This window comes from Roseomonas aerilata DSM 19363 (assembly GCF_000711725.1).
Taxonomy (GTDB): Bacteria; Pseudomonadota; Alphaproteobacteria; order Acetobacterales; family Acetobacteraceae; genus Roseomonas; species Roseomonas aerilata.
This window is the reverse complement of the sequence record NZ_JONP01000007.1, coordinates 124596-146543: the sequence shown is the minus strand read 5'-3', so window position 1 is coordinate 146543 and position 21948 is coordinate 124596. Positions and strand designations below refer to the sequence as shown.

Sequence of the window (21948 nt, the reverse complement as noted above, 5' to 3'; positions counted from 1 at the left end):
GTCCCTGGGGAGCGGCCTGGCCTACCCCTTCGTGGCCGGCCCCATCCTGGCCCATCCCGTCCTGGCCCGTCCCGTCCTGGCCCCCTGCGGGCCCCCCGCCCACATGGCCCCCGGCGCCCTGGCCGGCCGAGGCCCGGCCGCCGACCCCTGCCTGGCCCTGGCCGCCATCCCCACCCTCCCCGCCGGAGCCGTCGCATGACGCCACGCCGCGGACCGCGCCCCCTGCCGGCCCACCTGACGCTGGCCCTGGCCCGGGCCTGGCTGGCCACGGCCTCGATCCCGCAGCCCTTCCCGGCGCCCCCGCCATCGAGTCCCGGATCGAGGCCCTGGAACGCGAGCTGGCCGGGCTTCGCGCCGCGCTCGCCGGAGGGGCAGGCGGAGCACCGCCGGATCCTCTCCGCTCTCGGCGCCGCTGAGGCGGAGGGCTTCCGCGCCGCCGTCCTCCGGCACCTTCAGGCGGAGGACGCCGCCCTGCTCCGCGGCATCCTCGCCTATCGCGACCACCCCTGGCGCCGCGACCTGCCCGCGCCGCCGACCTTCTGGTCCGAAGGCCCCGCCCGCCTGCTCGATTACGGCGGGGAGGGACCGGTGACCCTCTTCGTCCCCTCCCTCGTCAACCGCGCGGCCGTGCTCGACCTCATGCCCGGCCACTCCATGCTCCGCTGGCTGGCGGCGGCGGGCCTGCGCCCCCTCCTGCTGGACTGGGGCGAGCCCGGCCCGGCCGAGCACGGCTTCACCCTGACGGACTGGATCGCCGGCCGGCTGGAACGCGCCCTCGCCGCCGCGCGCGCCGCGGGCGGCCCGGTCGTCCTCGCGGGCTACTGCATGGGCGGGCTGCTGACCCTCGCCGCGGCCCTCCGCCGCCCCGAGCTCGTCCGCGCCCTCGTCCTCCTCGCCACCCCGTGGGACTTCCATGCGGGCGGCGCGGCCGACCGCGCCCGCGCCACGGCCAACCTCCTGCCGCTCCTGGAGCCGGCGATGGCTGCGACCGGCGGCCTGCCGGTGGACGCCCTGCAACTCCTTTTCGCCGGGCTCGATCCCTTCGCCATCGCCCGGAAGTTCCGCGCCTTCGGCCGGCTCGACCCCGCCTCACCCCGCGCCGCGCATTTCGTCGCGCTGGAGGACTGGCTGAACGACGGCGTGCCCCTTCCCGCCCCCGTCGCCCGCGAGTGCCTGGCCGGCTGGTACGGCCAGAACACCCCCATGGCCGGCGCCTGGCACGTGGCGGGCCGCCCCGTGGACCCCGCGGCCTGGGCCGGGCCCGCCTTTCTCGCCATCCCCCGCGGCGACCGCATCGTGCCCCCGGAGAGCGCGCGCGCCCTCGCCGCCCGCCTGCCCGATCCCACCGTGCTCGACATTCCCGCCGGCCATATCGGCATGGCCGCGGGCCTGCGCGCCGAAACCGCCCTCTGGCGCCCGCTGCGCGACTGGATCACGGCCCTTCCGCGCCCCACCTGAAAGCCCGCCGGGCCGGCGCCGGACCGCCCCGGGATTGCGCCCCCGCCCGACCGCGCGCAGCATCGCGGCCAACCAGAACACCCGCCAGGGACCGAAGAGGACCGCCACATGGACGACATCGTCATCGCCTCCGCCGCCCGCACGCCCGTGGGCAGCTTCAACGGCGCCTTCGCCAGCCTGCCCGCCCACCAGCTCGGCGCCATCGCCATCAAGGCCGCGATGGAGCGCGCGAAGGTCTCCGCCGAGGAGGTGGACGAGGTGATCCTCGGCCAGGTCCTCGGCGCCGCCGCCGGCCAGAACCCGGCCCGCCAGGCCGCGATCCTCGCGGGCATCCCGGTCGAGCGCACCGCCTTCGGCATCAACCAGCTCTGCGGCTCGGGCCTGCGCACGGTCGCGCTCGCCGCCCAGCAGATCGCGACCGGCGACGCCAAGGTCGTCATGGCCGGCGGGATGGAGAGCATGACCCAGGCGCCGCACGCCGCCCAGCTCCGCGCCGGGCAGAAGATGGGCGACCTCGCCATGGTCGACACCATGATCAAGGACGGCCTCTGGGACGCCTTCCACGGCTACCACATGGGCAACACCGCCGAGAACGTCGCCCAGAAGTTCCAGATCACGCGCGAGCAGCAGGACGAGTTCGCCGCCGCCTCCCAGCGCAAGGCCGGCGAGGCGATGAAGGCCGGCCGCTTCCGCGACGAGATCGCGCCCGTCACCGTGAAGGGCCGCAAGGGCGACACTGTCTACGAGAACGACGAGTACCCGAAGCCCGAGACGACGCTGGAGGTTCTCCAGAAGCTCCGCCCCGCCTTCTCGAAGGAGGGCTCCGTCACCGCCGGCAACGCGAGCGGCATCAACGACGGCGCGGCCGCCATCCTCGTCATGAGCGGCGCCGAGGCCTCCCGCCGGGGCGTGACGCCGATGGCCCGCATCGTCTCCTGGGCCACCGCGGGCGTCGATCCCTCCATCATGGGCACCGGCCCCATCCCGGCGTCGCGCCGCGCCCTCGAGAAGGCCGGCTGGTCGATCGCCGACCTCGACCTCATCGAGGCGAACGAGGCCTTCGCCGCCCAGGCCTGCGCGGTGAACAAGGACCTCGGCTGGGATCCGGCCAAGGTGAACGTCAATGGCGGCGCTATCGCACTCGGCCACCCCATCGGCGCCTCGGGCGCGCGTGTGCTCACCACCCTGCTGTTCCAGATGGGGCGGCAGGGCGCCAAGAAGGGCCTCGCCACCCTCTGCATCGGCGGCGGCATGGGTGTCGCCATGTGCGTCGAGGCGGCCTGACGGAGCCCCCTGGGGGAGGCGCGCCCTCCCCCAGGACCCCGCTTTTCGCGCCCCTGGCGCGCGTTCCGCGTGAAAGGCGGAAAAACCGCTGGAAATCGGGGGCGGGAGGGGTGGATACGTTCCCGTGATCCCGTCCAACACCCTGATCAGGCACGGCCACACCCCCATATGCCCGCCACCATGCCGAACTATGACGCTCTCCTCGGCGCCCATCTCGACGCTCTCCGCGCCGAGGGCCGTTACCGCCACTTCCTGACGCTGCACCGCCAGCCCGGCGCCTTCCCCGCCGCCCTCCGCGCGGATGGCAGCCAGGTCACCGTCTGGTGCAGCAACGACTATCTCGGCATGGGCCAGCACCCCGCCGTGCGCGAGGCGATGATCGCCGCCATCCGCGAGGACGGCGCCGGCGCCGGCGGCACCCGCAACATCTCCGGCACCGGCCGCCACCACGTGGCGCTGGAGGCGGAGCTCGCGGCCCTGCACGGCAAGGAAGCCGCCCTCGTCTTCACCTCCGGCTACGCCGCGAACGAGGCCGCGCTCTCCACCCTCGCCCGCCTGCTGCCGGGCTGCACCATCCTGTCGGACGCCGACAACCACGCCTCGATGATCGCGGGCATCCGCCACGGCGGCGGACCCAAGCGCATCTTCCGCCACAACGACCTCGCCCACCTGGCCGAGCTTCTGGCCGAGCTGCCGCCCGAGGCGCCCAAGATCGTCGCCTTCGAATCCGTCTACTCCATGGATGGCGACATCGCGCCCATCCGCGCCATCGCCGAGCTCGCCCGCGCCCACAACGCGCTCACCTACATCGACGAGGTCCACGCTGTCGGCCTTTATGGCCCGGGCGGCGCCGGCGTCGCGGCACGGGACGGCGTCGAGATCGACGTGGTCGAGGGCACCCTCGGCAAGGCCTACGGCGTCGGCGGCGGCTACATCGCCGGCAGCGCGACGCTGGTGGACGCCATCCGTTCCTTCGCGCCGGGCTTCATCTTCTCCACCACCCTCGCCCCCGCCATCGCGGCCGGCGCGCTGGCCAGCGTCCGCCACCTCCGCGCCTCCGACACCGAGCGCGCGGCCCACCAGGAACGCGCCCGCGCCACCCGCACCGCCCTCCTCGCCCGGGGCCTGCCGGTGATGGAGAACCCGAGCCACATCGTGCCCGTCATGGTCGGCGACGCCGCCCTCTGCCGCGCCGCCAGCGACATGCTGCTGGCCGAGCACGGGATCTATATCCAACCTATCAACCACCCCACCGTGCCCCGCGGCACCGAGCGCCTGCGCATCACCCCGACGCCGCTGCACGACGACGCCGCCATCGCCCACCTCGCGGGGGCCCTGGTTGCGGTCTGGGACCGCCTCGGACTCGCGCGGCGCAAGCTGGCGGCCTGATACGGCCGGCTCTGGTGACTCCAGGGGAGAGAAAGAATTCTCTCCCCCGGACCCCCACTCATCTTTTTCTATCTGTGTGAAATGCCTTCCGGCCGGTGCGCCTCGGGTCTTGGACCCGAGGCGACTGCACGCCCAGGAAGGGCACCGAAAAAGAACCGCCCCCAATCACTGCATCCGCGGAAGCCAGATGGGGGTCCAGGGGCCTCAGGCCCTTGGCGGATCCGAGGCACTGCCTCGGATGTCTCGAGAGGGCAGAGCCCTTTCCAGGAAGGCAAAAGGGCCGGGGAACACCTTCCCCGGCTCTTTCGATTCGCGGTTGGTCTGGAACGCGCCCTCAGGCCGCCATGCGGCGCTGGGCGCGGTCCTGGGCGAGGCAGGCGGCCGCTTCCGCCAGGTGTCCGGCCGCCTCTTCGGCGCCCAGTTCAAGGCAGCACCGCTCGAGGTGCTGCATCAAACGGGTCAGCGCGGCCATGTCGCGGCCAGCCTCTTCCGGCCAGAGCACGGCGGCGATCGGGGTATCCATGGAGGAGCGGTCCTTGAGAGCCTGCGGCGCGGCGGAGGCTGCGGCGCCATCGCACGAACGGCCGGCGTCCTACACTGTCCCGGGGTTGCAACGCCAGCGTCATCACGCGTGGGGCACCCAATCGGGCCGCGGCGGAAGAAATCGGGTTTGTGCAGTGCGATCTTTCCGGCCCTGCCCTTGAACCCCCCCGGTCCCAGGCCCCAGCCTTGGAGGTGGGAGCCACACGTCCAGAAAGGTCCATACATGGCACGAATCGCACTCGTCACCGGGGGACAGCGCGGCATTGGCGCCGCGATCAGCGAGCATCTGCAGAAGGTCGGCCGCAAGGTCGTCGCGTCCTATGCCGGCAACGAGGAGGCCGCCCGTGCCTTCACCGAGCGCACGGGCATCCCGACCTACAAGTTCGACGTCTCCGACTGGGACCAGTGCGCCGACGCCCTCAAGCGCATCGAGTCGGAGGTCGGCCCGGTCGAGGTGCTCGTGAACAACGCCGGCATCACGCGCGACAACACGATGAAGCGCATGGACCGCAAGATGTGGGACGACGTGATCGACACGAATCTCGGCTCCTGCTTCAACCTCTGCAAGCTCGTCTGGGACGGCATGACGGCGCGCAAGTTCGGCCGCATCGTCAACATCGGCTCGATCAACGGCCAGGCCGGCCAGTACGGCCAGGTGAACTACGCCGCCGCCAAGTCGGGCATCCACGGCTTCACCAAGGCCCTCGCCCAGGAAGGCGCGCGCGTCGGCATCACGGTGAACGCCGTCGCCCCCGGCTATGTGGACACCGAGATGGTCCGCGCCGTGCCGGCCGACGTGCTCGAGAAGATCATCGCCCGCATCCCCCGCGGCCGCCTCGGCACGGCCGACGACATTGCCCGCGGCGTCGCCTTCCTCACGGCCGACGACGCCGACTTCATCACCGGCTCCACCCTCTCGATCAACGGCGGCCAGCACATGTACTGAGCCGCCGCGGGGAAGCCCGGTGACCCGCCATCCGTTACCTCCGTTCCAACCAAAGGAACGGAGGCACGCATGACGTCATCGAAGCACCCCCATGGCGGCCCGAACGAGGAAGGGCTGGGCGACGGCATCCCCCGCCCGCCTTCGGACGACGAGCGGAACCCGGGCATCGGCTCCTCCAAGGGCACCTTCGGCCGCGGCACCGACCCGGCGGTCCTCCAGGCCGACAACACCGACGAGGGCGACATCGCCAACGACACCACGCCGGAAGGCGGGGTGGACCCGGATAACCGGGGCCGCACGAACAAGTAGGCGCGGGTGACGCCGGGGGAGAGAATGAATTCTCTCCCCCAGACCCCCACTCATCTTTTTCTTCAAGGCTTTCGGATGGCCTGGCAGCCGCCGTGACGCGGCAAAAAGCGCCTCTCAGAGTACGGACAGGCCAGCGCCTCGCCGCGGGCCCACGACCCGCGGCGTGCTATCGAGTCCACCTTCCGCAAAGCCTTGAAAACAAAGATGAGGGTGAGGGGTCCGGGGAGAGGGAGAATTCCTTCTCCCTCTCCCCGGGGGGCCACCAGCGACGCCTCTACCGCAGCAGCACCGGCAGCAGCGCGTCCAGCCTCAGCCGCCCCTCCATCGTCGCGGCCAGCCGCCCGTCCGGCAGCCAGGCGAGGTACCCTTCCTCCCGCAGCGCCTCGAGCATCGACGGATCCACCACCCTTTCGAAGGGCAGCCCGCTCCGCGCCGCGATCCGAGCGGGATCCACGCCCTCCGAAAGGCGCAGACCCATCAGCATCGCCTCCCGGCCTCGATCGACGGCCGAGAGTGCCTCCTCCTCCACGCGCCCGTGCCCGTCGCGCTCCACGCGCTCCAGCCAGGCCTCCGGGCCCCGGTGCCGGCGAGCGGCCAGGATCTCGCCCCCGCGCGAGAGCCGCTGGTGCGCGCCCGCGCCGATGCCGAGATAGTCGCCGTAGCGCCAGTAGGCGAGGTTGTGCCGGCTCTCCGCCCCCCGCTTCGCGTAGTTGCTGACCTCGTAGGGCATGAGCCCGAAGCGCCCCGCCTCCTCCGCCGTCGCGGCATAGAGGGCGGCGGCCTCGTCGCCCTCCGGAAGGTGGAAGGCCCCGCGCGCGTGCTCCGTTGCGAAGCGCGTCCCCGGCTCCACCGTTAGCTGGTAGAGCGAGAGGTGGTCCGCGGCCAGGGCCAGCGCCCGGCACAGCTCCGCCCGCCACGCGGCCTCCCCCTGCCCCGGGCGCGCGTAGATGAGATCGAAGGAGAGCCGCGGGAAGGTCGCCCGCGCGTGCTCCAGCGCCGCCACCGCCTCCCCCGCCGAGTGGTTGCGCCCGAGGAAGCCGAGCGAGGCCGCGTCCAGCGCCTGCACGCCCAGCGAGAGCCGGTTCACCCCCGCCGCGCGGAATTCCCGCAGCCGCCCGGCCTCCACGCTCGTCGGGTTCGCCTCCAGCGTCACCTCGAGGTCCGGCTCGGCCTCGAACAGCGCCCGCGCCCGCCCGATCAGCGCCGAGACGGCCTCGGGCGGCATGAGGGAGGGCGTGCCGCCCCCGAAGAAGATCGACCCCAGCCGCCTCCGCCCCGCCCGCTCTGCCTCGTGCTCCAGCTCCGCCAGCAGCGCCCGCCCGTGCCGCGCCGCGTCCACCGCGGGCCGCACATGGGAGTTGAAGTCGCAATAGGGGCACTTGGCCGCGCAGAAGGGCCAGTGGATGTAGAGCGCGAGCGGCTCCTCCACCGGATGAACCGGCGGGGCCGAGGCGATAAGGGAAGCGTCCTGCACGCCCCGGATATGGTCACGCAGGCCCGCCCGGGGAAAGATGCGCTGCCTGCAGGGCCGCCCCGCCCGCCAGGATGGGAGTAGCCAAGCCCCACCGCTGGGCGCAGAGAGGGGAACGTGCCGGACCAGCCCCTCCCCGCCTCCCGGAAGCAGGATCTCCCGAACGGGGACATCCCCGACGGCCTGCCCCCGGCCCGCCGCCGCGCCGCCTCCACCGCGGTTGCCATGGCCATCACCCTGTCGGTCATCGACGGCACCATCGCCAGCGCCGCCCTGCCCACCATCGCCCGCAGCTTCGGCGTCTCGGCCGCCGACGCGATCTGGGCCACCAACGCCTACCAGCTCGCCGTCACCATCTCCCTTCTGCCCCTCGCGGCGCTCGGCGAAATCGTGGGCTACCGCCGCATCTATCTCAGTGGCCTCGTCGTCTTCACCATCGCCTCCCTCGCCTGCGCCCTCTCCGGCAGCTTCGAGGCGCTCGTCGCCTCCCGCGCCATCCAGGGCTTCGGCGCGGCGGGGCTGATGAGCGTCAACTCCGCCCTCGTCCGCTTCATCCAGCCCCGCGCGCTGCTCGGCCGCGGCCTCGGCTTCAACGCGATGGTCGTCTCCACCGCGGCCGCGGCCGGGCCCACCGCGGCGGGCCTCATCCTCAGCGTCGCCACCTGGCCCTGGATCTTCGCGATCAACCTTCCCTTCGGCCTGCTCACCCTCGCCATCGCCTGGCGCTCCCTGCCCGAGAGCCCGCGCGGCAAGCACCGCTTCGACGCCCTCTCGGCCGTTCTCTCCGCCACCACCTTCGGCCTTCTCATCCTCGGCCTGGACGCCCTCGCCCATGGCGGCTCCGCCTGGTCCGCCCTGCCGCAGGTCGCGGTGGGCCTCCTCGCCGGCGCCTGGCTCGTCCGCCGCCAGAGCGGGAACCCGCGCCCCCTCCTGCCGCTCGACCTCCTGCGCATCCCGATCTTCTCGCTCTCGATCGGCACCTCCCTCCTCTCCTTCATGGCGCAGATGCTCGCCTTCGCCTCCCTGCCCTTCCTGCTGCAAACGGGTTTCGGCTTCAGCGTCTTCCTCGCGGGCCTGCTCACCACGCCCTGGTTCATCTCCACCGCCATCGCCGCCCCCTTCTCCAGCCGCCTGATGGAGCGCGTGCCCGCCGGCCTCCTCGGCGGAATCGGCCTCGCCATGCTCTCGGGCGGCCTCGGCGCCATGGCCGTGCTGCCCGACGCCCCCCACCCCGCCGACATCATCTGGCGCATGGCCCTCTGCGGCTTCGGCTTCGGCCTGTTCCAGACGCCCAACAACCGAACCCTCGTCGGCGCCGCCCCGCCGGAACGCGCGGGCGGGGCCAGCGGCATGCTCGCCACCGCGCGCCTCGTCGGCCAGACCTCGGGCGCGGCCATGGTCGGCCTCGTCCTCGGCTGGATGCCCGGCATGCCCATCGGGGGGCCGAAGACGGCGCTGGCCATCGGCTGCGGGCTGGCCATCCTCGGGGCGGCCGTCAGCCTGCTGCGTCTTCGGGCTCGGGGTTAGAGCTGGCGGCCCCCAGAGAGGGCTCCGCCCTCTCCGGACCTCACCCGCCAGGAGCCTGAGGCTCCTGGACCCCCATCGGGCTGTCGCGGAACCTTCCTGCGCGTGCCGTCGCCTCGGGTCGTAGACCCGAGGCGCACCGGCCGCAAAACCAGCCCAAGCAGGTAGAAAAAGATGAGTGGGGGTCCGGGGGAGAGAATTCCTTCTCTCCCCCGGAGTCATCCGCACCAGCCCCTCACGCGTCCTCCCCCAGCGCATCCACTTCCAGCAGGATGAGGGTCGTCGCCCGGAAGTGTTCCGCCAGCAGGGCGCAGGCGCGATCGGCTTGGCGGGAAACGGCCGCCTCCATGATCTCCCGGTGTTCGCGTCCCACGTCGCGCTCGGTCCGTCCCAGCGGCACCGAGAGGCGACGGTAGCGTTCGCTCTGGTCGTAAAGGCTGTCGCGCAGCCGCAGCAGCCAGGGGCTGCCGCAGCCCGCCACCAGTGCCCGGTGGAAGGCCGCGTGCTGGGCCGACCAGGCGTCGTTCGCGCGGGAGGGGTCGTCGGGGTCGCGTTCGGGCAGGCGGGTCAGGCCATGATGCGCGGCCACGATCGCCGTTTCCCATCTCACGTCCGCCACCTCGATCGAGCGGCGCAGGCAGCGCGCCTCTACGTCGATCCGCACCTCCGTCAGGTCGCGCAGCTCGGTGGCCGAGATCGGCGCCACCCGGAAGCCCCGCTGCGGCTCGGCCACCACCAGCCCCTCGGAGGAGAGGCGGGACAGCGCCTCCCGCACCGCGCCGAGATTCACGCCCATGGACTGGCAGAGATCGCTGATCTTCAGCCGGTCGCCCGGCCAGAGCCGGCAGGCCAGGAGGTCCGCCCGCAGCTGCTCGTAGACGGATTGGGTCAGGCTCAGGCCCGGTGTGTCGCGCGGCATCGGCACCTCCAGCCTCGGCGTAGCATAAATTCATCCTCACGAAGATAATCTATTTTCTCTTGCAAGATCCATTCGTCCGGTGCCATCGTCCGGCAACGACAAGAGGAGGAAATGAGGATGCGTTTCGCGACGTTCCGCAGGGGCGACAGCACGGGCCTCGCCGCCGCAGCGCCCGGGGGCGGCTTCCACGGGCTCCTGGCCACCGACGCGAACTTTCCCGGCACGCTCGACAGCCTCGTCGCGGCCGGCCCGGAAGCCCTGAAGGCCGCCGGCCAGGCCCTCCTCTCTGCCCCTGCCGTCAGCCTCGAGAGCGTGGAACTGCTGCCGCCGCTGACCAACCCCGGTAAGATCATCTGCGTCGGCCTCAACTACGCCGACCACTCGGCCGAGAGCGGATTCGCGGTGCCGAGCTACCCCACGATCTTCGCCCGCTTCACCTCCAGCCTCATCGGCCACGGCGCGCCCATCCTGCGCCCCGTCGTCTCTGAGCAACTCGACTTCGAGGGCGAGTTCGTCGCCGTCATCGGCCGCGGCGGCCGCCACATCGCCAAGGACGCGGCGCTCGACCACGTCATCGGCTACTCCGTCTTCAACGACGCCTCGGTGCGCGACTTCCAGCTGAAGGCGCCGCAGTGGACGGTCGGCAAGAACTTCGACAGCACCGGCGCCTTCGGCCCCACCCTCGTCACCGCCGACGAGGTGCCGCCCGGCGCCCGCGGCCTTCGCATCGAGACGCGGCTGAACGGCCAGGTCGTGCAGAGCGCCTCCACCGACAGCCTCATCTTCGACGTGGCAACGCTGATCTCGACGCTGAGCGAGGCCTTCACCCTCTCGGCTGGCGACATCATCGTCACGGGCACCCCGGCCGGCGTCGGCCTCGCCCGCAAGCCGCCGCTCTGGATGAAGCCGGGCGATGTCTGCGAGGTCGAGGTCGAGGGCCTGGGCATCCTGAGCAACCCCATCAAGGACGAGGCCGCGGTGGGCCAGCGCGCCGCCGCCTGAGCGCCGGCAACCCGGCACGCCCCGGCAAGGGGCGGCCGGAAAGGGAGGAGGGGTTCATGCCGCAAGGGCTACCGCGCCGCACCGCGCTCCGCGCCGCGCTCGGCACCGTCATGGGCGTCGCGCTGGGCGGCGCCGCGCTCCCCGCGCCCGCCCTCGCCCAGGGCGTCGCGTCACGCCCGGTGACGGTCATCGTCCCCTACAGCGCCGGCAGCCCGCCCGATATCGTGGCCCGCCTCATCGCCGATGGCCTCGCCCGCCGCACCGGCCAGCCGCATGTCGTGGACAACCGCACGGGCGCCAGCGGCAACATCGGCACGGCCGCCGTCGCCCGCGCCGCGCCCGACGGCACGACGCTCCTCGTGCAGACGAACACCCTGGCGATGAACGCGGGCCTCTTCCGCAGCCTGCCCTACGACCCCGTCACCAGCTTCGCCCCTGTGGTGGAGCTGGCGACGGCCGGCTTCGGCCTCCTCGTCCACGCCTCCGTCGGCCGCACCGCCGGGGACCTCGTGGCGCGGGCAAAGGCCAGCCCCGGTGGCCTCGATTACGGCTCCCCCGGCATCGGCACGCCGCATCACCTGGCGATGGAGCTGTTCCGCCAGCAGGCGGGGATCGAGCTGGCGCACGTGCCCTACCGCAACCTCGCCGGCGCCGTGACGGACCTGCTTGCCGGGCGCGTGGCCGCGATGTTCGTCTCCGCCGGCGCCGCGCAGGGCCTCGCGGGGGAGAACGGCGTGCGCCTCGTCGCCGTCGCCAGCCCCACGCGCCTGCCCACCTTCCCCGAGGTGCCCACCCTCGCCGAGCTGGGCCTTCCGGCCACTGACATGAGCGGCTGGTACGGCCTCTTCGCCCCCGCCGGCACGCCGCCCGAGACCGTCGCGCGGCTGAACGCCGCGGCGAACGAGGTCCTCGCCTCGCCGGAGGTCGCCGCCGCCCTCTCCGGCCAGGGCATCACCCCGGTCGGCGGCGCGCCGGACCGCCTGCGCGCCCTCGTCGTTGCCGACACGGCCCGCTGGGCCGAGGTCGTCCGCACCGCGGGGATCGTGCCCGAATGAGAACCGCGGAGCGACCGGCATGATCGACATCTACACGCACATCCTGCCGCGTGCCTTCTCGGAGGCGTTGGGGAAGGTCTCGCCCAAGCTCGGCAACATCACGGCCCGGCTGCAGGGCGTGCGCGCGCTGCACGACCTCGACGCCCGCTTCCGCGCCATGGACGAGGTGCCCGGCTACAGCCAGGTGATCTCGCTGCCCAACCCGCCGCTCGAGGATATCGTCTCGGCACCCCAGGCCGCCGACCTCGCGCGCATCGCCAACGACGCCATGGCCGAGCTCTGCGCCCGCCACCCCGAGCGCTTCCCCGCCTTCGTCGCCACCCTCTCCCTCCTCGACCCCGAGGACGCGCTGCGCGAGGCGGACCGCGCCATCACCACCCTCGGCGCCCGCGGCGTGCAGATCTTCACCAACGTCGCGGGCAAGCCGCTGGACCTGCCCGAGTACCAGCCGCTCTTCGCCGCCATGGCCGGGCACGACCTGCCGATCTGGCTCCACCCCGCCCGCACCGCCGACATGGCGGACTACGCGAGCGAGCCGAAGTCGCGCTTCGAGATGTGGTGGTGCTTCGGCTGGCCCTACGAGACCTCGGTCGCCATGGCCCGCCTCGTCCTGTCGGGCCTCTTCGACCGCCACCCCGCCCTCAAGATCATCACCCATCACGGCGGCGGCATGATCCCGACCTTCGACGGCCGCGTCGGCCCCGGCATGGCCGTGCTCGGCAGCCGCACCACCGACGAGGACCTCTCGGGCATCCTCCCCGCCCTCAGGCGACCCCATCTCGACTACTTCCGCGACTTCTACGCCGACACCGCCATGTTCGGCTCCGGCACGGGACTGCCCGCCTCCCTCGCCTTCTTCGGCCACGAGCACCTCGTCTTCTCCACCGACGCGCCCTTCGGCCCGATCGCGGAGACGCTGGCGGCGATCGCCTCGCTCGGCCTCGACGACGCGCGCAAGGAGGCGGTCATGCGGGGCAATGCCGAGCGCCTGCTGCGGCTGACCCCCGCGGCACAACCACAGCAAAGCGGCAGCCGCATGAGCGGCGCCTGAGGAGAGCAGCATGACCGCACAGGGCGGCTACATCCCGGCCACGCGCCGCGACGGCGCGCTCGGCATCCACTCGGTGGGCGAGTTCGTGCTCACCGTGCCGGCGGTCGAGCGCGCGCAGGACTTCTACGACGCCTTCGGCCTCGACGTCCGGCCCGAGGGCAACCAGCTCTCCCTCCACACCGCCGAGGACGGCTACCGCTGGGGCCGCGTGGTGGAGGGCGCGCGCAAGGCCGTGCACCACCACTCCTTCCACTGCTGGGAGGAGGATCTGCCCCGCTTCCGCAAGCACCTCGAGGCCAACGCCATCCGCCTGCTCGACCCGCCGCCGGGCTTCGACAGCAACGGCCTCTGGTTCCGCGACCTGGACGGCACGCTCATCGAGATCCGCGTCGGCGTGAAGACGCAGCCGGACGAGAAAACCTCGATGGTCCTCCCCGTCACCGAGACCGCCACCCGCAACGCGCCCTATCGCCGCAACGCCAATCGCGCCGTGCCGCGCCGGCTGAGCCACATCCTGCACTTCACCCCCGACGTGAACGCGGCCGTCGCCTGGTACAACCGCATCCTCGGCCTGCGCCTGTCGGACAGCTCGGCGGGGATCGTCGCCTTCATGCACGCCATCCACGGCAGCGACCACCACGTCATGGCCTTCGCCAAGTCCAACGCGCCCGGCCTGCACCACCTCAGCTGGGACGTGCCGACGCTGAACGACATCGGCCTCGGCGCCATGGCCATGGCGGACCGCGGCTACGACCGCGGCTGGGGCTTCGGGCGGCACGTGCTTGGCTCGAACTACTTCCACTACGTGCGCGATCCCTGGGGCAGCTACTGCGAGTACTCGGCCGACATGGACTTCGTGCCCGGCAGCATGGACTGGGAGGGCCGCGACCACCCGCCGGAGGACGGCTTCTATCTGTGGGGCCCGACGCCCCCGCCGGACTTCGTGCACAACTACGAGGCCGACACGCCGTGACCCCGGCGCCGCGCCGCGCGTCCCTCACGCGCGCGGTGCGGCATGCCCGTCCGAGCACACTGCGCGAGTGACCAAGAAAGCAAAGGGGAGAACAGGGATGCCCGAGATGGAGAGAACACTCCGCACCGAGGTCCTGGTGATCGGCGGCGGCCCCGTCGGCCTCGCCCTGGCAACGGAACTCGGCACGCGCGGCATCCGCACGCTGCTCGTCGAGCGCAACCTGCGCCACGCCCGGCAGCCGCGCGCCAAGACGACGAACGTGCGTTCCATGGAGCACATGCGCCGATGGGGCCTCGCCGGCCGCATTCGCGCCGCCTCCCCCCTGCCGCCCGACTACCCCACCGACATCATCTTCAAGACGCGCCTCTTCGGCCGCGAGATCACGACGATCCGCAACGCCTTCTACGGCGCGCCCGGCGCGAACGACCTCTACTCCGAGCACGCGCAGTGGATCCCGCAATACACGGTGGAGGGGGTGCTGCGGGACCACGCGGCAACCCTGCCGGACGTCACCCTGCGCTTCGGCCTCGTGCTCGAATCCCTCGACCAATCCACAGAAGGCGTCACCGCCGAGCTCGCGGATACCGAGACCGGCGAGCGCCTGCGCGTGCACGCCGACTACGCCGTCGGCGCCGACGGCTCGCGCAGCACCGTGCGCGGCGCGCTCGGCATCCGCATGCAGGGCAGCCACGCCTTCGCGCAGAACATCAACCTCGTCATCCGTGCGCCCGCCCTCCGCGAGGTCTTCGCCGAGGGCCGCTCCATCATGTACTGGCTGGTGAACCCCGAGAGCGCCGCCATCGCCGGCCCGATGGACACGGGCGACACCTGGTATTTCGGCTTTCCCATCCCGAAGGACGCGCCCGCCCCGACGGAGCCGGAACTCCAGGCGCTGATGGCCGCCGCCTTCGGCCGCGACGTCTCGCCCGAGATCCTGACGATCGACACCTGGGCCGCGCACAGCCTGCTCGCCGACCGCTACCGCGCGGGCCGCGTCTTCCTCGCGGGCGACGCCTGCCACCTGCACCCGCCCTTCGGCGGCTACGGCATGAATCTCGGCATCGCCGACGGCGTGGACCTCGGCTGGAAGATCGCGGCGCGCCTCCGCGGCTGGGGCGGCGAGGCGCTGCTCGACAGCTACGAGGCCGAGCGCCGCCCCGTCCACGCCCGCGTCATCGAGGAGGCCGTCGCGAACTACGCCGTTCTCGCGCCCGACCTGCTGCGTGACGGGCTGGAGGAGGAGGGCGCGCGCGGCACCGAGGCCCGCGCGGAAGCCGCGGCCCTCATCCTCGAGCACAAGCCGCGCGAGTTCCGCACCCTCGGCGTCGTCCTCGGCAGCCACTACTCCGGCTCCCCCGTGGTCGTGCCGGACGGCAGCGCGCCGCCGGCGGCGCAGGTGAGCGACTACCTGCCCAGCGCCCACCCCGGCTGCCTCGCCCCGCATCTCTGGCTCGCCGACGGCCGCTCCCTCTACGACCTGTTCGGCCCCGGCTTCACCCTCCTCGTCACCGACCCCGCCGCCGAAGCCGCGGCCGATCCGCTGCGGCGCGCCGCCACCCGCCTCGGCATCCCGCTGACGGTCGCCTCGCCCGGCGATGCGCGCCTGCCCGCTCTCTACGAAGCCCCGCTCGCCCTCGTCCGACCCGACCAGTACGTCGCCTGGCGCGGCAGCCGCATCCCGGATCCGGAGGCCCTCCTCCGCACCGTCTGCGGCCTCGCGACCAATATTCAAGAAACGGGCGTCCAAGAAAGCCGCGCCAACGAATTCCTGGAGGAACGCACATGAGCCCCCGCCTGAACCGCCGCAGCCTCCTCGTGGGCAGCGCCGCCCTCGCCCTGCCGGGCATCGCCAGGGCTCAAGGCCAGGGCGGGGGTGGCTTCGCCTCGCGCCCCATCCGCCTCGTCGTCGGCTCCCCGCCGGGCGGCGCCCCCGACGTCGCGGCCCGGCTGATGGGCGAGGCCCTCTCGGTCCGCTGGCGGCAATCCGTGGTGGTGGAGAACCGGCCCGCCGCCAACGGCAACATCGCCGCCCAGACCGTCGCCCGCGCCGAGCCCGACGGGAACACCCTCCTCCTCGCCCAGGCCTCCATCCTCGTCCTGAACGAGGGGTTGATGCGCGACGTGCCCTTCAACACGGACCGCGACTTCGCGCCGGTCTCGATGCTGATGAACACGCCCTTCCTCCTCGCCGCGCGCCCCGACCTGCCCGCGAGCAACCTCACCGAGCTCCGCGCCCTCGCGAAGGAACGCGGCGGCCGCATGACCTTCGCCACCAGCAGCCCTGCCAACCTGCCCCGCTTCTGCATCGAGATGCTGAAGACCGCGCTCGGCATGGAGATGGGCAACGTCCCCTACTCCACCACCGCCGGCGCGCTGCAGGACACCATCATGGGCCGCGTGGACCTCGTGATCGACGGCACCCCCGTCATCACGCCCCAGGTGCGCGCCGGCGCCCTCAAGGCCCTCTGCGTCACCTCCCCCAACCGCTTCCCCATGCTGGAAGACATCCCGACCGCCGCCGAAACCGTGCCCGGTTTCTCCTCCATGGGCTGGTTCGGCATGGTCGGCCCGAAGGCCATGCCGGCGGAGACGGTGAACCGCATCGCCGGCGACCTGCGCGCCGTGCTGGAAATCCCCGACATCCGCCAACGCCTGCTGCGCGACTTCGGCGCCGAGGTCGTCGCCAGCCCGCCCGCCGACTTCGCGCGCTTCCTCGCGGGGGAACGCCAGCTCTACCGCGGCCTGATCAAGGAAGTCGGTGTCTCCGTCGATTAGGGCTGGCTCCCCGGGGAGGGCGCCACCCGCTCCAAACAGCCGAGGCAGGGCCTTCGATCGCTGTCGGGCTGTCGCGGCTTTCCCAACGTTCCGTCGCTGCCCGCGGCGATGATCGTGGCCGGCAGCCGCTTGGCGGAGGAGCAGGGCATTGCGCTCGCGCTTGGGGCCGTTTGACACTTCCGAACCCGGCGCGCGTCGCCCCGCAGAGACAAGGCCCTCCATGTCCCTCTCCCTTTACGGGATCTCCGTCCCCGTCTTCCGCTACCATCTGGATGTGCTGTCGGCCCTGCTCGCGAAGGGCGAAGCGCATGCACGGAGCACGGGCGAGGATCCCTCCCTCCTCGTCGCGGCCCGGCTGGCGCCGGACATGCTGACGCTGGCCGGCCAGGTGCAGCGGGCCAGCGACACCTCCAAGCTCACGGCCGCCCGGCTCACCGGCATCTCGCCGCCGGCCTTCCCCGACGAGGAGACCACCTTCGACGAACTCCAGCTGCGCATCCGCAAGACAACCGACTTCCTGGATAGCGTCACCGCCACCCAGTTCGAGGGCGCCGAGGGGCGCGAGATCGTGCTCGGCTCCGGCAGCAACGCGCGGCGCTTCGCCAGCGGCACGGACTACGTGCTCGGCTTCGCGCTGCCGAACTTCTTCTTCCACGTCACGACCGCCTACGACATCCTGCGCCACAAGGGCGTGGGGATCGGCAAGGGCGACTTCCTCGGCGCCGCGGGCCGATAGAGCAAACCCCCGGCACGCCGCACCACCCGGCGGGCGGGGGACAATGCACAAGGCCGGGCGCTCAGCCCGGCAAACGGACCGCCATGTTGTCGAGCAGGCGCACGTCCCCCAGCCGGGCGACGGCAAGCAGCCTCGCCTCCCCGGCCCTGCCCACCGGCCAGGGCCGCAGCGTCTCCGGCTCCACCAGCACCATGTACTCGGGCGCGAAGCCGGCCGCGCCGAGCCGTGCCCCGGCCGCCGCGAGAACCGGTCCGGGCGCCGCGCCACCCGCCATGCGCTCGACAGCCGCCCGCATCTCCTGCGCGAGCTGCGGCGCGAGGGCGCGTTCCGCCGGCGAGAGCCGGACATTGCGCGAGGAGCAGGCGAGCCCGTCCGCCTCCCGCACGGTCGGATGGCCGACGATCTCCACGGCCATGTCCAGGTCCGCCACCACACGGCGGACGACCTGAAGCTGCTGCCAGTCCTTCTCCCCGAACACCGCCACATCGGCGCCGGTCTGCTGGAAAAGCTTCGTGCAGACGGTCGCCACGCCACGGAAGTGCCCGGGCCGCGCCGCGCCCTCGAAGCCCTCGGCGGGCCCGGCCACCTCGATCACCGTCGCGGCGCCCGGCGGGTACATGGCCTCGACCGGCGGCATCCAGACAAGGTCGCATCCCGCGCCGCGCAGCTTCGCGAGGTCACCGGCCTCGTCGCGAGGGTAGCGCGACAGATCCTCGCCGGGGCCGAACTGCAGCGGGTTGACGAAGATCGAGACGGCCACCTCGTCCGTCCGCCGGCGCGCCTCCGCCACCAGTTCCAGGTGACCGCGATGCAGCGCCCCCATGGTGGGAACGAAGCCGAGGCGCCGCCCTGACGCGCGCCGAAGCGTCCGTATCCCCTGCAACTCCGCCAGATCGCGGACGACCTTCATCTTCCTGCCCCTCGGCCATCGGGGCGTCGGCATTGCCGAGATGGCGGCGAAAGACAAGACGCCGCTTCGGAGGGCGATACGCAGCGGAGGCCGGGTCCCGGGCAAGGCGGCGGAAGCGGCGCCCGGTGCCGGCGGACGCGCCCGCCCTGGCCAGCCCGGCCCGGCGGAGCGCGCCCGACGCGCTCACGACAGGGCCCGCCGCCCCCATCCCTGCAGCACCAGCAGCCCCGCCGCTAGCGCCATGCCGATCCAGTGCGGCGCCGGCAGCCAGGGCGCCAGCCCTTCCAGCAGCGCGGGGAAGACCAGCAGCAGCCCCGCCAGCGTGAAGCCCGCCCGCTCCAGCGGGTTCAGCGCCCGCAGGAAGAAGCCCTGGCAAGCCGCCGCCAGCGCCGCGAGGCCAAGGGTCGCGAGCAGGACCTGCCACGCCACGTCCAGCCAAGTCATGCTCGGCGTCAGCGACAGCAGCAGCCCCACGCCCTCCGGGTCCGTCACGAACACGAACGGCAGCACGAAGGCGGGCAGCGTGTACTTCCACGCCTGCAGCGTCGTCGAATAGGGCCCCGCTCCCGTGATCGCGGCGGCGGCGAAGGGCGAGAGCGCGGTCGGCGGAGAAACCTCGCTCAGCACCGCGTAATAGAAGACGAACATGTGCGCGGCGTAGTCGGGCACGCCGAGCTTCATCAGCGCGGGCGCCGCGACGACGGCGCAGATGATGTAGCTCGCCGTCACCGGCACCGCGAGGCCGATGATCCAGACGATCAGCGCCGTGAACAGCGCCGTGCCGAGGATCGACCCGTTCGCCGCCTGGATTGCGATGTCCGAGAACTTGAGGCCCAGCCCCGTCAGCGTGATCACGCCGACGATGATGCCCGCGCAGGCGCAGGTGGCCGCGATGCCGACGGACTGCACCGCGCCGATCGCCAGCGCCTCGATCAGCTTCTTCGGCACCAGCGCCGTGTCGCGCCGCAGGAAGGAGAGCACCACGGCCACGACCATCGCGTAGAGCACCGCAAGCGTGGAGCTGTAGCCCAGCACCATGAAGACGATGATCGCGATGAGGGAGGAGAAGTGGAACCCGTACTTCTTCACCAGCGCCCAGGCCGGCGTGGCGGCGGGCACCTCCACCGCCTTGCCTGCCGCCCCCAGCCGCCGCTGGTCCAGCTCCACCATGAAGAGCAGCGAGGCGTAGTAGAGGCAGGTCGGCACCACCGCCATGCGCAGCACGTCGAGATAGCCGATCTTGAGGTACTCGGAGATGAGGAAGGCCGCCGCCCCCAGCACGGGCGGCGAGATGATGGCGCCAAGCCCGCCGGCCGCCAGCAGCCCGCCCGCGTCCGCCGCCCGGTATCCCACCTTCTTCATCATCGGCCACGCCACGGTGCCGAGCGTCACGGTGGTCGCCACGCCCGATCCCGAGGGCCCGCCAAGCAGGAAGGAGGACAGCACCACCGTCCGCCCCGCCGAACTCGCCTTCCCGCCCATGACGGAGAAGGAGAAGTCCACGAAGAACTTTCCCGCGCCGCTCAACTGAAGAATGGCGCCGTAGATGGTGAAAAGGATGATCAGCGTCGCCGAGACATCCACGGCCGTGCCGAAGATCCCATCGAGCCCCACCGCCAGATGCGGGATCAGCCGCTCGGAGTCATAACCCCGATGCGTCCAGGGCGCGGGCAGGTGGTTGCCGAAGAAGGCATAGGCCATGAAGGCGATCGCGACGACGGGCATCACCGGCCCCGTCGTGCGCCGCGTCACCTCCAGCACGAGGCCAACCAGCAGCCAGCCGACGACGAGGTCCATCGGCTCCGGGAAGATCACCCGGTCCTGCAGGTCGTCCCCGCCCGTGACGAGATACCAGATGACGTAGAGCGAGGCCGCGATCAGCGCCGCGTCCCAGATCATGAAGCGGTGCCGGAAGCGCTTCGAGACCGGGAACAGGAAGAAGCCGATCGCCAGCGCGAAGCCCACATGCACGAAGCGCAGCGTGGTCGTCGGCACGATGTCCCAGGCGGCCCAGAGATGGAACAGGCTCATCGCCAGCGCCATCGCCGTGCCGATCCAGGCGAGCACGCCGCGGAAGCGGTGCTGCGCGCCCTCCTCCTCCTCGATCAGCGCCTCGACGCGGGCGGTCGTGGCGGCATCCAGCGATCCCGGCGCCACCTCGAAGGGCAGCCCGGCGCCAAGCCCCGGTGCCGCCCCTGCCGGCCCGTCGGAGGGTACCGCCACCTCCTCGCGGCGCATCAGGCGAGCGTCGCGCCGACCGAGCGCCAATAGGCTTCCGCCGCCGGGTGCCACGGGATGCCCGCCGCCGCCGTCTTCTGTCCTTCCAGCTTGAAGTTACGCGCCTCCGCATGGGTGCGCGCCAGGTCCTCGCGCCCTTCCCAGGTCAGCTTCAGCAGGCTCGTCACCATATCGGCCGGCATGTCCTCGCGCACCGCCAGCACATTGGCCACCGACATTTGCTTGTTATCGGTCGTCTGCCCCGGATAGGTGTTCGCGGGGATCACCTCGTTGAAATAGACCGGCCCGTACTTCTCGACGATCTTCGCGGTGTAGTTGTCGTGGTCGATCATCTGGATCTGCACGCCCGGGCTCGCGCCGAGATCGGTGATCGCGCTCGTCGGAATGCCGGACACGAAGAAGTAGGCGTCGAGCTTCCCGTCCTTTACGGCATTCGTCGATTCCGCCGGCGAGAGCCGCTCGCGCGCGCGGAAGTCCTTCGCGGGGTCGAGCCCCGCCGCCTCGATCAGCCGCAGCGCCATCACCTCGGTCGCCGAGCCCGGCGCGCCCGTCGAGACGCGCTTGCCCTTCATGTCGGGGATCGACTTGATGCCGGTGCTCGCCACCGTCACCGCCTGCATGCGGTTGGTGTAGATCACCGCGATCGCCCGCGCCGGCACCGGCCGCCCGCGGAAGCGGTCATTCCCGCGGATCGCGTCCACCGCGGCGTCCACCTGCGTGAAGATCAGCCCCACCCGGTTTGCGCCGAGGAGCTGCAGGTTGCCGACGGACCCGCCCGTCACCTCCACCGTGGCGGACATGCCTGGCATCTGGCGGGAGATGAGGTTCGCGAGCGCGCCACCCAGCGGGTAGTAGACGCCCCCCGTGGTGCCCGTGGCGATTGCCAGCTGCTGGCCCGCCTGCGCAACCGCCAGACGCGGCGCCGCCAGCACCATGCCCGCCGCGAACAAGCCCCGACGCGGGATGTTTCCCATCGCCATTCTCCTGGATCGTTTCTCTCTGGGCAAAGCATAGACCGCGGCTTCAGGCGGGCGAAAGGCCCGACCGCCCCACCACGGCTCGCGGCAGCGAGGGCGATTCCTCCTCCCCAGGGGCCCGCCTCCCCATGCCCACCCCTCATAAAGGCCACCGGCAAGGCATCCCCTATCGCCGCCGCAGCGTTCTCTCGATCGGAACACGCGGAGGGATGCCGTGGCAAAGCCCGACAGCGCCGGCAAGGGCCGCCCGCCTGCCGATGGAAGCGGCCGAAAGGTGCTTGAGCGAATGCGCGCCCTCGCCGAGAGCATCCGCCGCCAGATGGCCGCCCGCCGCCAGAACGGCGCCCGTCCAGGCGGGCCGGGCGTCGGGCCAGGCGGCCGCTGACCC

At 72.1% G+C, this 21948-nt stretch carries 20 protein-coding genes; 14 read left to right on the top strand and 6 right to left on the bottom strand.

All coding sequences use genetic code 11. The features are described from left to right. The first annotated feature begins 195 nt into the window (after positions 1-195). The 3 genes from BO39_RS10270 (at position 196) to hemA (ending at position 4131) form a co-directional block, all read left to right on the top strand. Positions 196-1458 (top strand): alpha/beta fold hydrolase, encoded by a 1263-nt coding sequence (locus tag BO39_RS10270; protein WP_043832667.1) that lies wholly within the window; start codon positions 196-198, stop codon positions 1456-1458. A 108-nt stretch (positions 1459-1566) separates the two neighbouring features. Continuing rightward, positions 1567-2742: an acetyl-CoA C-acetyltransferase gene (locus tag BO39_RS10265; RefSeq protein ID WP_043832664.1), complete on the top strand. Its 1176-nt coding sequence runs from the start codon at positions 1567-1569 to the stop codon at positions 2740-2742. Between the two features lie 168 nt (positions 2743-2910). Next, entirely contained in the window at positions 2911-4131 is a 1221-nt protein-coding gene (gene hemA, locus BO39_RS10260) for a 5-aminolevulinate synthase (protein ID WP_043832662.1), read from the top strand. A gap of 334 nt (positions 4132-4465) precedes the next feature. Here hemA and BO39_RS10255 read toward each other — a convergent pair whose 3' ends face one another. Then, the gene (locus tag BO39_RS10255; RefSeq protein WP_043832660.1) at positions 4466-4654 is read right to left on the bottom strand and encodes a hypothetical protein; all 189 of its coding nucleotides are present in this window, start codon (positions 4652-4654) and stop codon (positions 4466-4468) included. Between the two features lie 243 nt (positions 4655-4897). Here BO39_RS10255 and phbB point away from each other — a divergent pair, with 243 nt between their 5' ends. Together phbB and BO39_RS10245 are read left to right on the top strand one after the other, a co-directional pair. Beyond that, the gene (phbB, locus tag BO39_RS10250) at positions 4898-5620 is read left to right on the top strand and encodes an acetoacetyl-CoA reductase (RefSeq protein ID WP_043832658.1); all 723 of its coding nucleotides are present in this window, start codon (positions 4898-4900) and stop codon (positions 5618-5620) included. A 69-nt stretch (positions 5621-5689) separates the two neighbouring features. Continuing rightward, positions 5690-5929 carry a hypothetical protein gene (locus BO39_RS10245; protein WP_211257420.1) on the top strand — a complete coding sequence of 80 codons (240 nt, stop codon included), beginning with the start codon at positions 5690-5692 and terminating at the stop codon, positions 5927-5929. Between the two features lie 274 nt (positions 5930-6203). Here the strand turns inward: BO39_RS10245 and hemW are convergent, their stop codons facing one another. Then, positions 6204-7358 (bottom strand): radical SAM family heme chaperone HemW, encoded by a 1155-nt coding sequence (gene hemW, locus BO39_RS10240; protein WP_043832907.1) that lies wholly within the window; start codon positions 7356-7358, stop codon positions 6204-6206. Positions 7359-7517: 159 nt separating this feature from the next. On the opposite strand from hemW, the gene BO39_RS10235 reads away from it, so the two are divergent. After that, positions 7518-8927: an MFS transporter gene (locus BO39_RS10235; protein ID WP_245615079.1), complete on the top strand. Its 1410-nt coding sequence runs from the start codon at positions 7518-7520 to the stop codon at positions 8925-8927. 232 nt (positions 8928-9159) lie between these two features. On the opposite strand, the gene BO39_RS10230 is transcribed toward BO39_RS10235, so the two are convergent. Beyond that, positions 9160-9843: a GntR family transcriptional regulator gene (locus tag BO39_RS10230; RefSeq protein WP_043832656.1), complete on the bottom strand. Its 684-nt coding sequence runs from the start codon at positions 9841-9843 to the stop codon at positions 9160-9162. 117 nt (positions 9844-9960) lie between these two features. On the opposite strand from BO39_RS10230, the gene BO39_RS10225 reads away from it, so the two are divergent. The 7 genes from BO39_RS10225 (at position 9961) to BO39_RS10195 (ending at position 17435) form a co-directional block, all read left to right on the top strand. Further along, the gene (locus BO39_RS10225; protein WP_043832655.1) at positions 9961-10845 is read left to right on the top strand and encodes a fumarylacetoacetate hydrolase family protein; all 885 of its coding nucleotides are present in this window, start codon (positions 9961-9963) and stop codon (positions 10843-10845) included. Positions 10846-10901: 56 nt separating this feature from the next. Next, complete coding sequence (locus BO39_RS10220) at positions 10902-11900, top strand: tripartite tricarboxylate transporter substrate binding protein (protein ID WP_043832653.1); 999 nt, start codon at positions 10902-10904, stop codon at positions 11898-11900. Between the two features lie 19 nt (positions 11901-11919). Beyond that, positions 11920-12951 (top strand): amidohydrolase family protein, encoded by a 1032-nt coding sequence (locus BO39_RS10215; protein ID WP_052401893.1) that lies wholly within the window; start codon positions 11920-11922, stop codon positions 12949-12951. Positions 12952-12961: 10 nt separating this feature from the next. Then, complete coding sequence (locus BO39_RS10210) at positions 12962-13924, top strand: VOC family protein (protein ID WP_043832652.1); 963 nt, start codon at positions 12962-12964, stop codon at positions 13922-13924. A 106-nt stretch (positions 13925-14030) separates the two neighbouring features. Continuing rightward, positions 14031-15710 (top strand): FAD-dependent monooxygenase, encoded by a 1680-nt coding sequence (locus tag BO39_RS10205; protein ID WP_211257419.1) that lies wholly within the window; start codon positions 14031-14033, stop codon positions 15708-15710. Next, the gene (locus BO39_RS10200) at positions 15707-16699 is read left to right on the top strand and encodes a Bug family tripartite tricarboxylate transporter substrate binding protein (protein WP_043832650.1); all 993 of its coding nucleotides are present in this window, start codon (positions 15707-15709) and stop codon (positions 16697-16699) included. Before BO39_RS10205 ends, BO39_RS10200 begins: the two co-directional genes overlap by 4 nt. Positions 16700-16919: 220 nt before the next feature. Next, positions 16920-17435, top strand: a complete 516-nt coding sequence (locus BO39_RS10195; protein ID WP_043832649.1) for a DUF1993 domain-containing protein — start codon at positions 16920-16922, stop codon at positions 17433-17435. Between the two features lie 61 nt (positions 17436-17496). Here the strand turns inward: BO39_RS10195 and panC are convergent, their stop codons facing one another. From panC to BO39_RS10180, 3 genes are all read right to left on the bottom strand, one after another. Beyond that, the gene (gene panC / locus BO39_RS10190; RefSeq protein ID WP_043832648.1) at positions 17497-18345 is read right to left on the bottom strand and encodes a pantoate--beta-alanine ligase; all 849 of its coding nucleotides are present in this window, start codon (positions 18343-18345) and stop codon (positions 17497-17499) included. A gap of 183 nt (positions 18346-18528) precedes the next feature. Continuing rightward, positions 18529-20613 carry a TRAP transporter permease gene (locus BO39_RS10185; protein ID WP_245615077.1) on the bottom strand — a complete coding sequence of 695 codons (2085 nt, stop codon included), beginning with the start codon at positions 20611-20613 and terminating at the stop codon, positions 18529-18531. Next, positions 20583-21557, bottom strand: a complete 975-nt coding sequence (locus BO39_RS10180; protein ID WP_043832646.1) for a TAXI family TRAP transporter solute-binding subunit — start codon at positions 21555-21557, stop codon at positions 20583-20585. The genes BO39_RS10185 and BO39_RS10180 overlap by 31 nt, the downstream gene beginning before the upstream one ends. A gap of 217 nt (positions 21558-21774) precedes the next feature. On the opposite strand from BO39_RS10180, the gene BO39_RS32525 reads away from it, so the two are divergent. Beyond that, positions 21775-21945, top strand: coding sequence for a hypothetical protein (locus tag BO39_RS32525; protein WP_156963631.1), 171 nt, complete (start codon positions 21775-21777; stop codon positions 21943-21945). The last annotated feature ends 3 nt before the right edge of the window (positions 21946-21948 follow it).

Coding starts and splice junctions, on each gene's coding strand:
- hemA (WP_043832662.1), top strand. CDS start 2,911: ATGCCCGCCACCATGCCGAACTATGACGCTCTCCTCGGCGCCCATCTC.
- BO39_RS10180 (WP_043832646.1), bottom strand. CDS start 21,557: ATGGGAAACATCCCGCGTCGGGGCTTGTTCGCGGCGGGCATGGTGCTG.
- BO39_RS10265 (WP_043832664.1), top strand. CDS start 1,567: ATGGACGACATCGTCATCGCCTCCGCCGCCCGCACGCCCGTGGGCAGC.
- panC (WP_043832648.1), bottom strand. CDS start 18,345: ATGAAGGTCGTCCGCGATCTGGCGGAGTTGCAGGGGATACGGACGCTT.
- BO39_RS10215 (WP_052401893.1), top strand. CDS start 11,920: ATGATCGACATCTACACGCACATCCTGCCGCGTGCCTTCTCGGAGGCG.
- BO39_RS10270 (WP_043832667.1), top strand. CDS start 196: ATGACGCCACGCCGCGGACCGCGCCCCCTGCCGGCCCACCTGACGCTG.
- BO39_RS10245 (WP_211257420.1), top strand. CDS start 5,690: ATGACGTCATCGAAGCACCCCCATGGCGGCCCGAACGAGGAAGGGCTG.
- BO39_RS10220 (WP_043832653.1), top strand. CDS start 10,902: ATGCCGCAAGGGCTACCGCGCCGCACCGCGCTCCGCGCCGCGCTCGGC.
- BO39_RS10255 (WP_043832660.1), bottom strand. CDS start 4,654: ATGGATACCCCGATCGCCGCCGTGCTCTGGCCGGAAGAGGCTGGCCGC.
- BO39_RS10205 (WP_211257419.1), top strand. CDS start 14,031: ATGGAGAGAACACTCCGCACCGAGGTCCTGGTGATCGGCGGCGGCCCC.
- phbB (WP_043832658.1), top strand. CDS start 4,898: ATGGCACGAATCGCACTCGTCACCGGGGGACAGCGCGGCATTGGCGCC.
- BO39_RS10210 (WP_043832652.1), top strand. CDS start 12,962: ATGACCGCACAGGGCGGCTACATCCCGGCCACGCGCCGCGACGGCGCG.
- BO39_RS10230 (WP_043832656.1), bottom strand. CDS start 9,843: ATGCCGCGCGACACACCGGGCCTGAGCCTGACCCAATCCGTCTACGAG.
- BO39_RS10225 (WP_043832655.1), top strand. CDS start 9,961: ATGCGTTTCGCGACGTTCCGCAGGGGCGACAGCACGGGCCTCGCCGCC.
- BO39_RS10200 (WP_043832650.1), top strand. CDS start 15,707: ATGAGCCCCCGCCTGAACCGCCGCAGCCTCCTCGTGGGCAGCGCCGCC.
- BO39_RS10195 (WP_043832649.1), top strand. CDS start 16,920: ATGTCCCTCTCCCTTTACGGGATCTCCGTCCCCGTCTTCCGCTACCAT.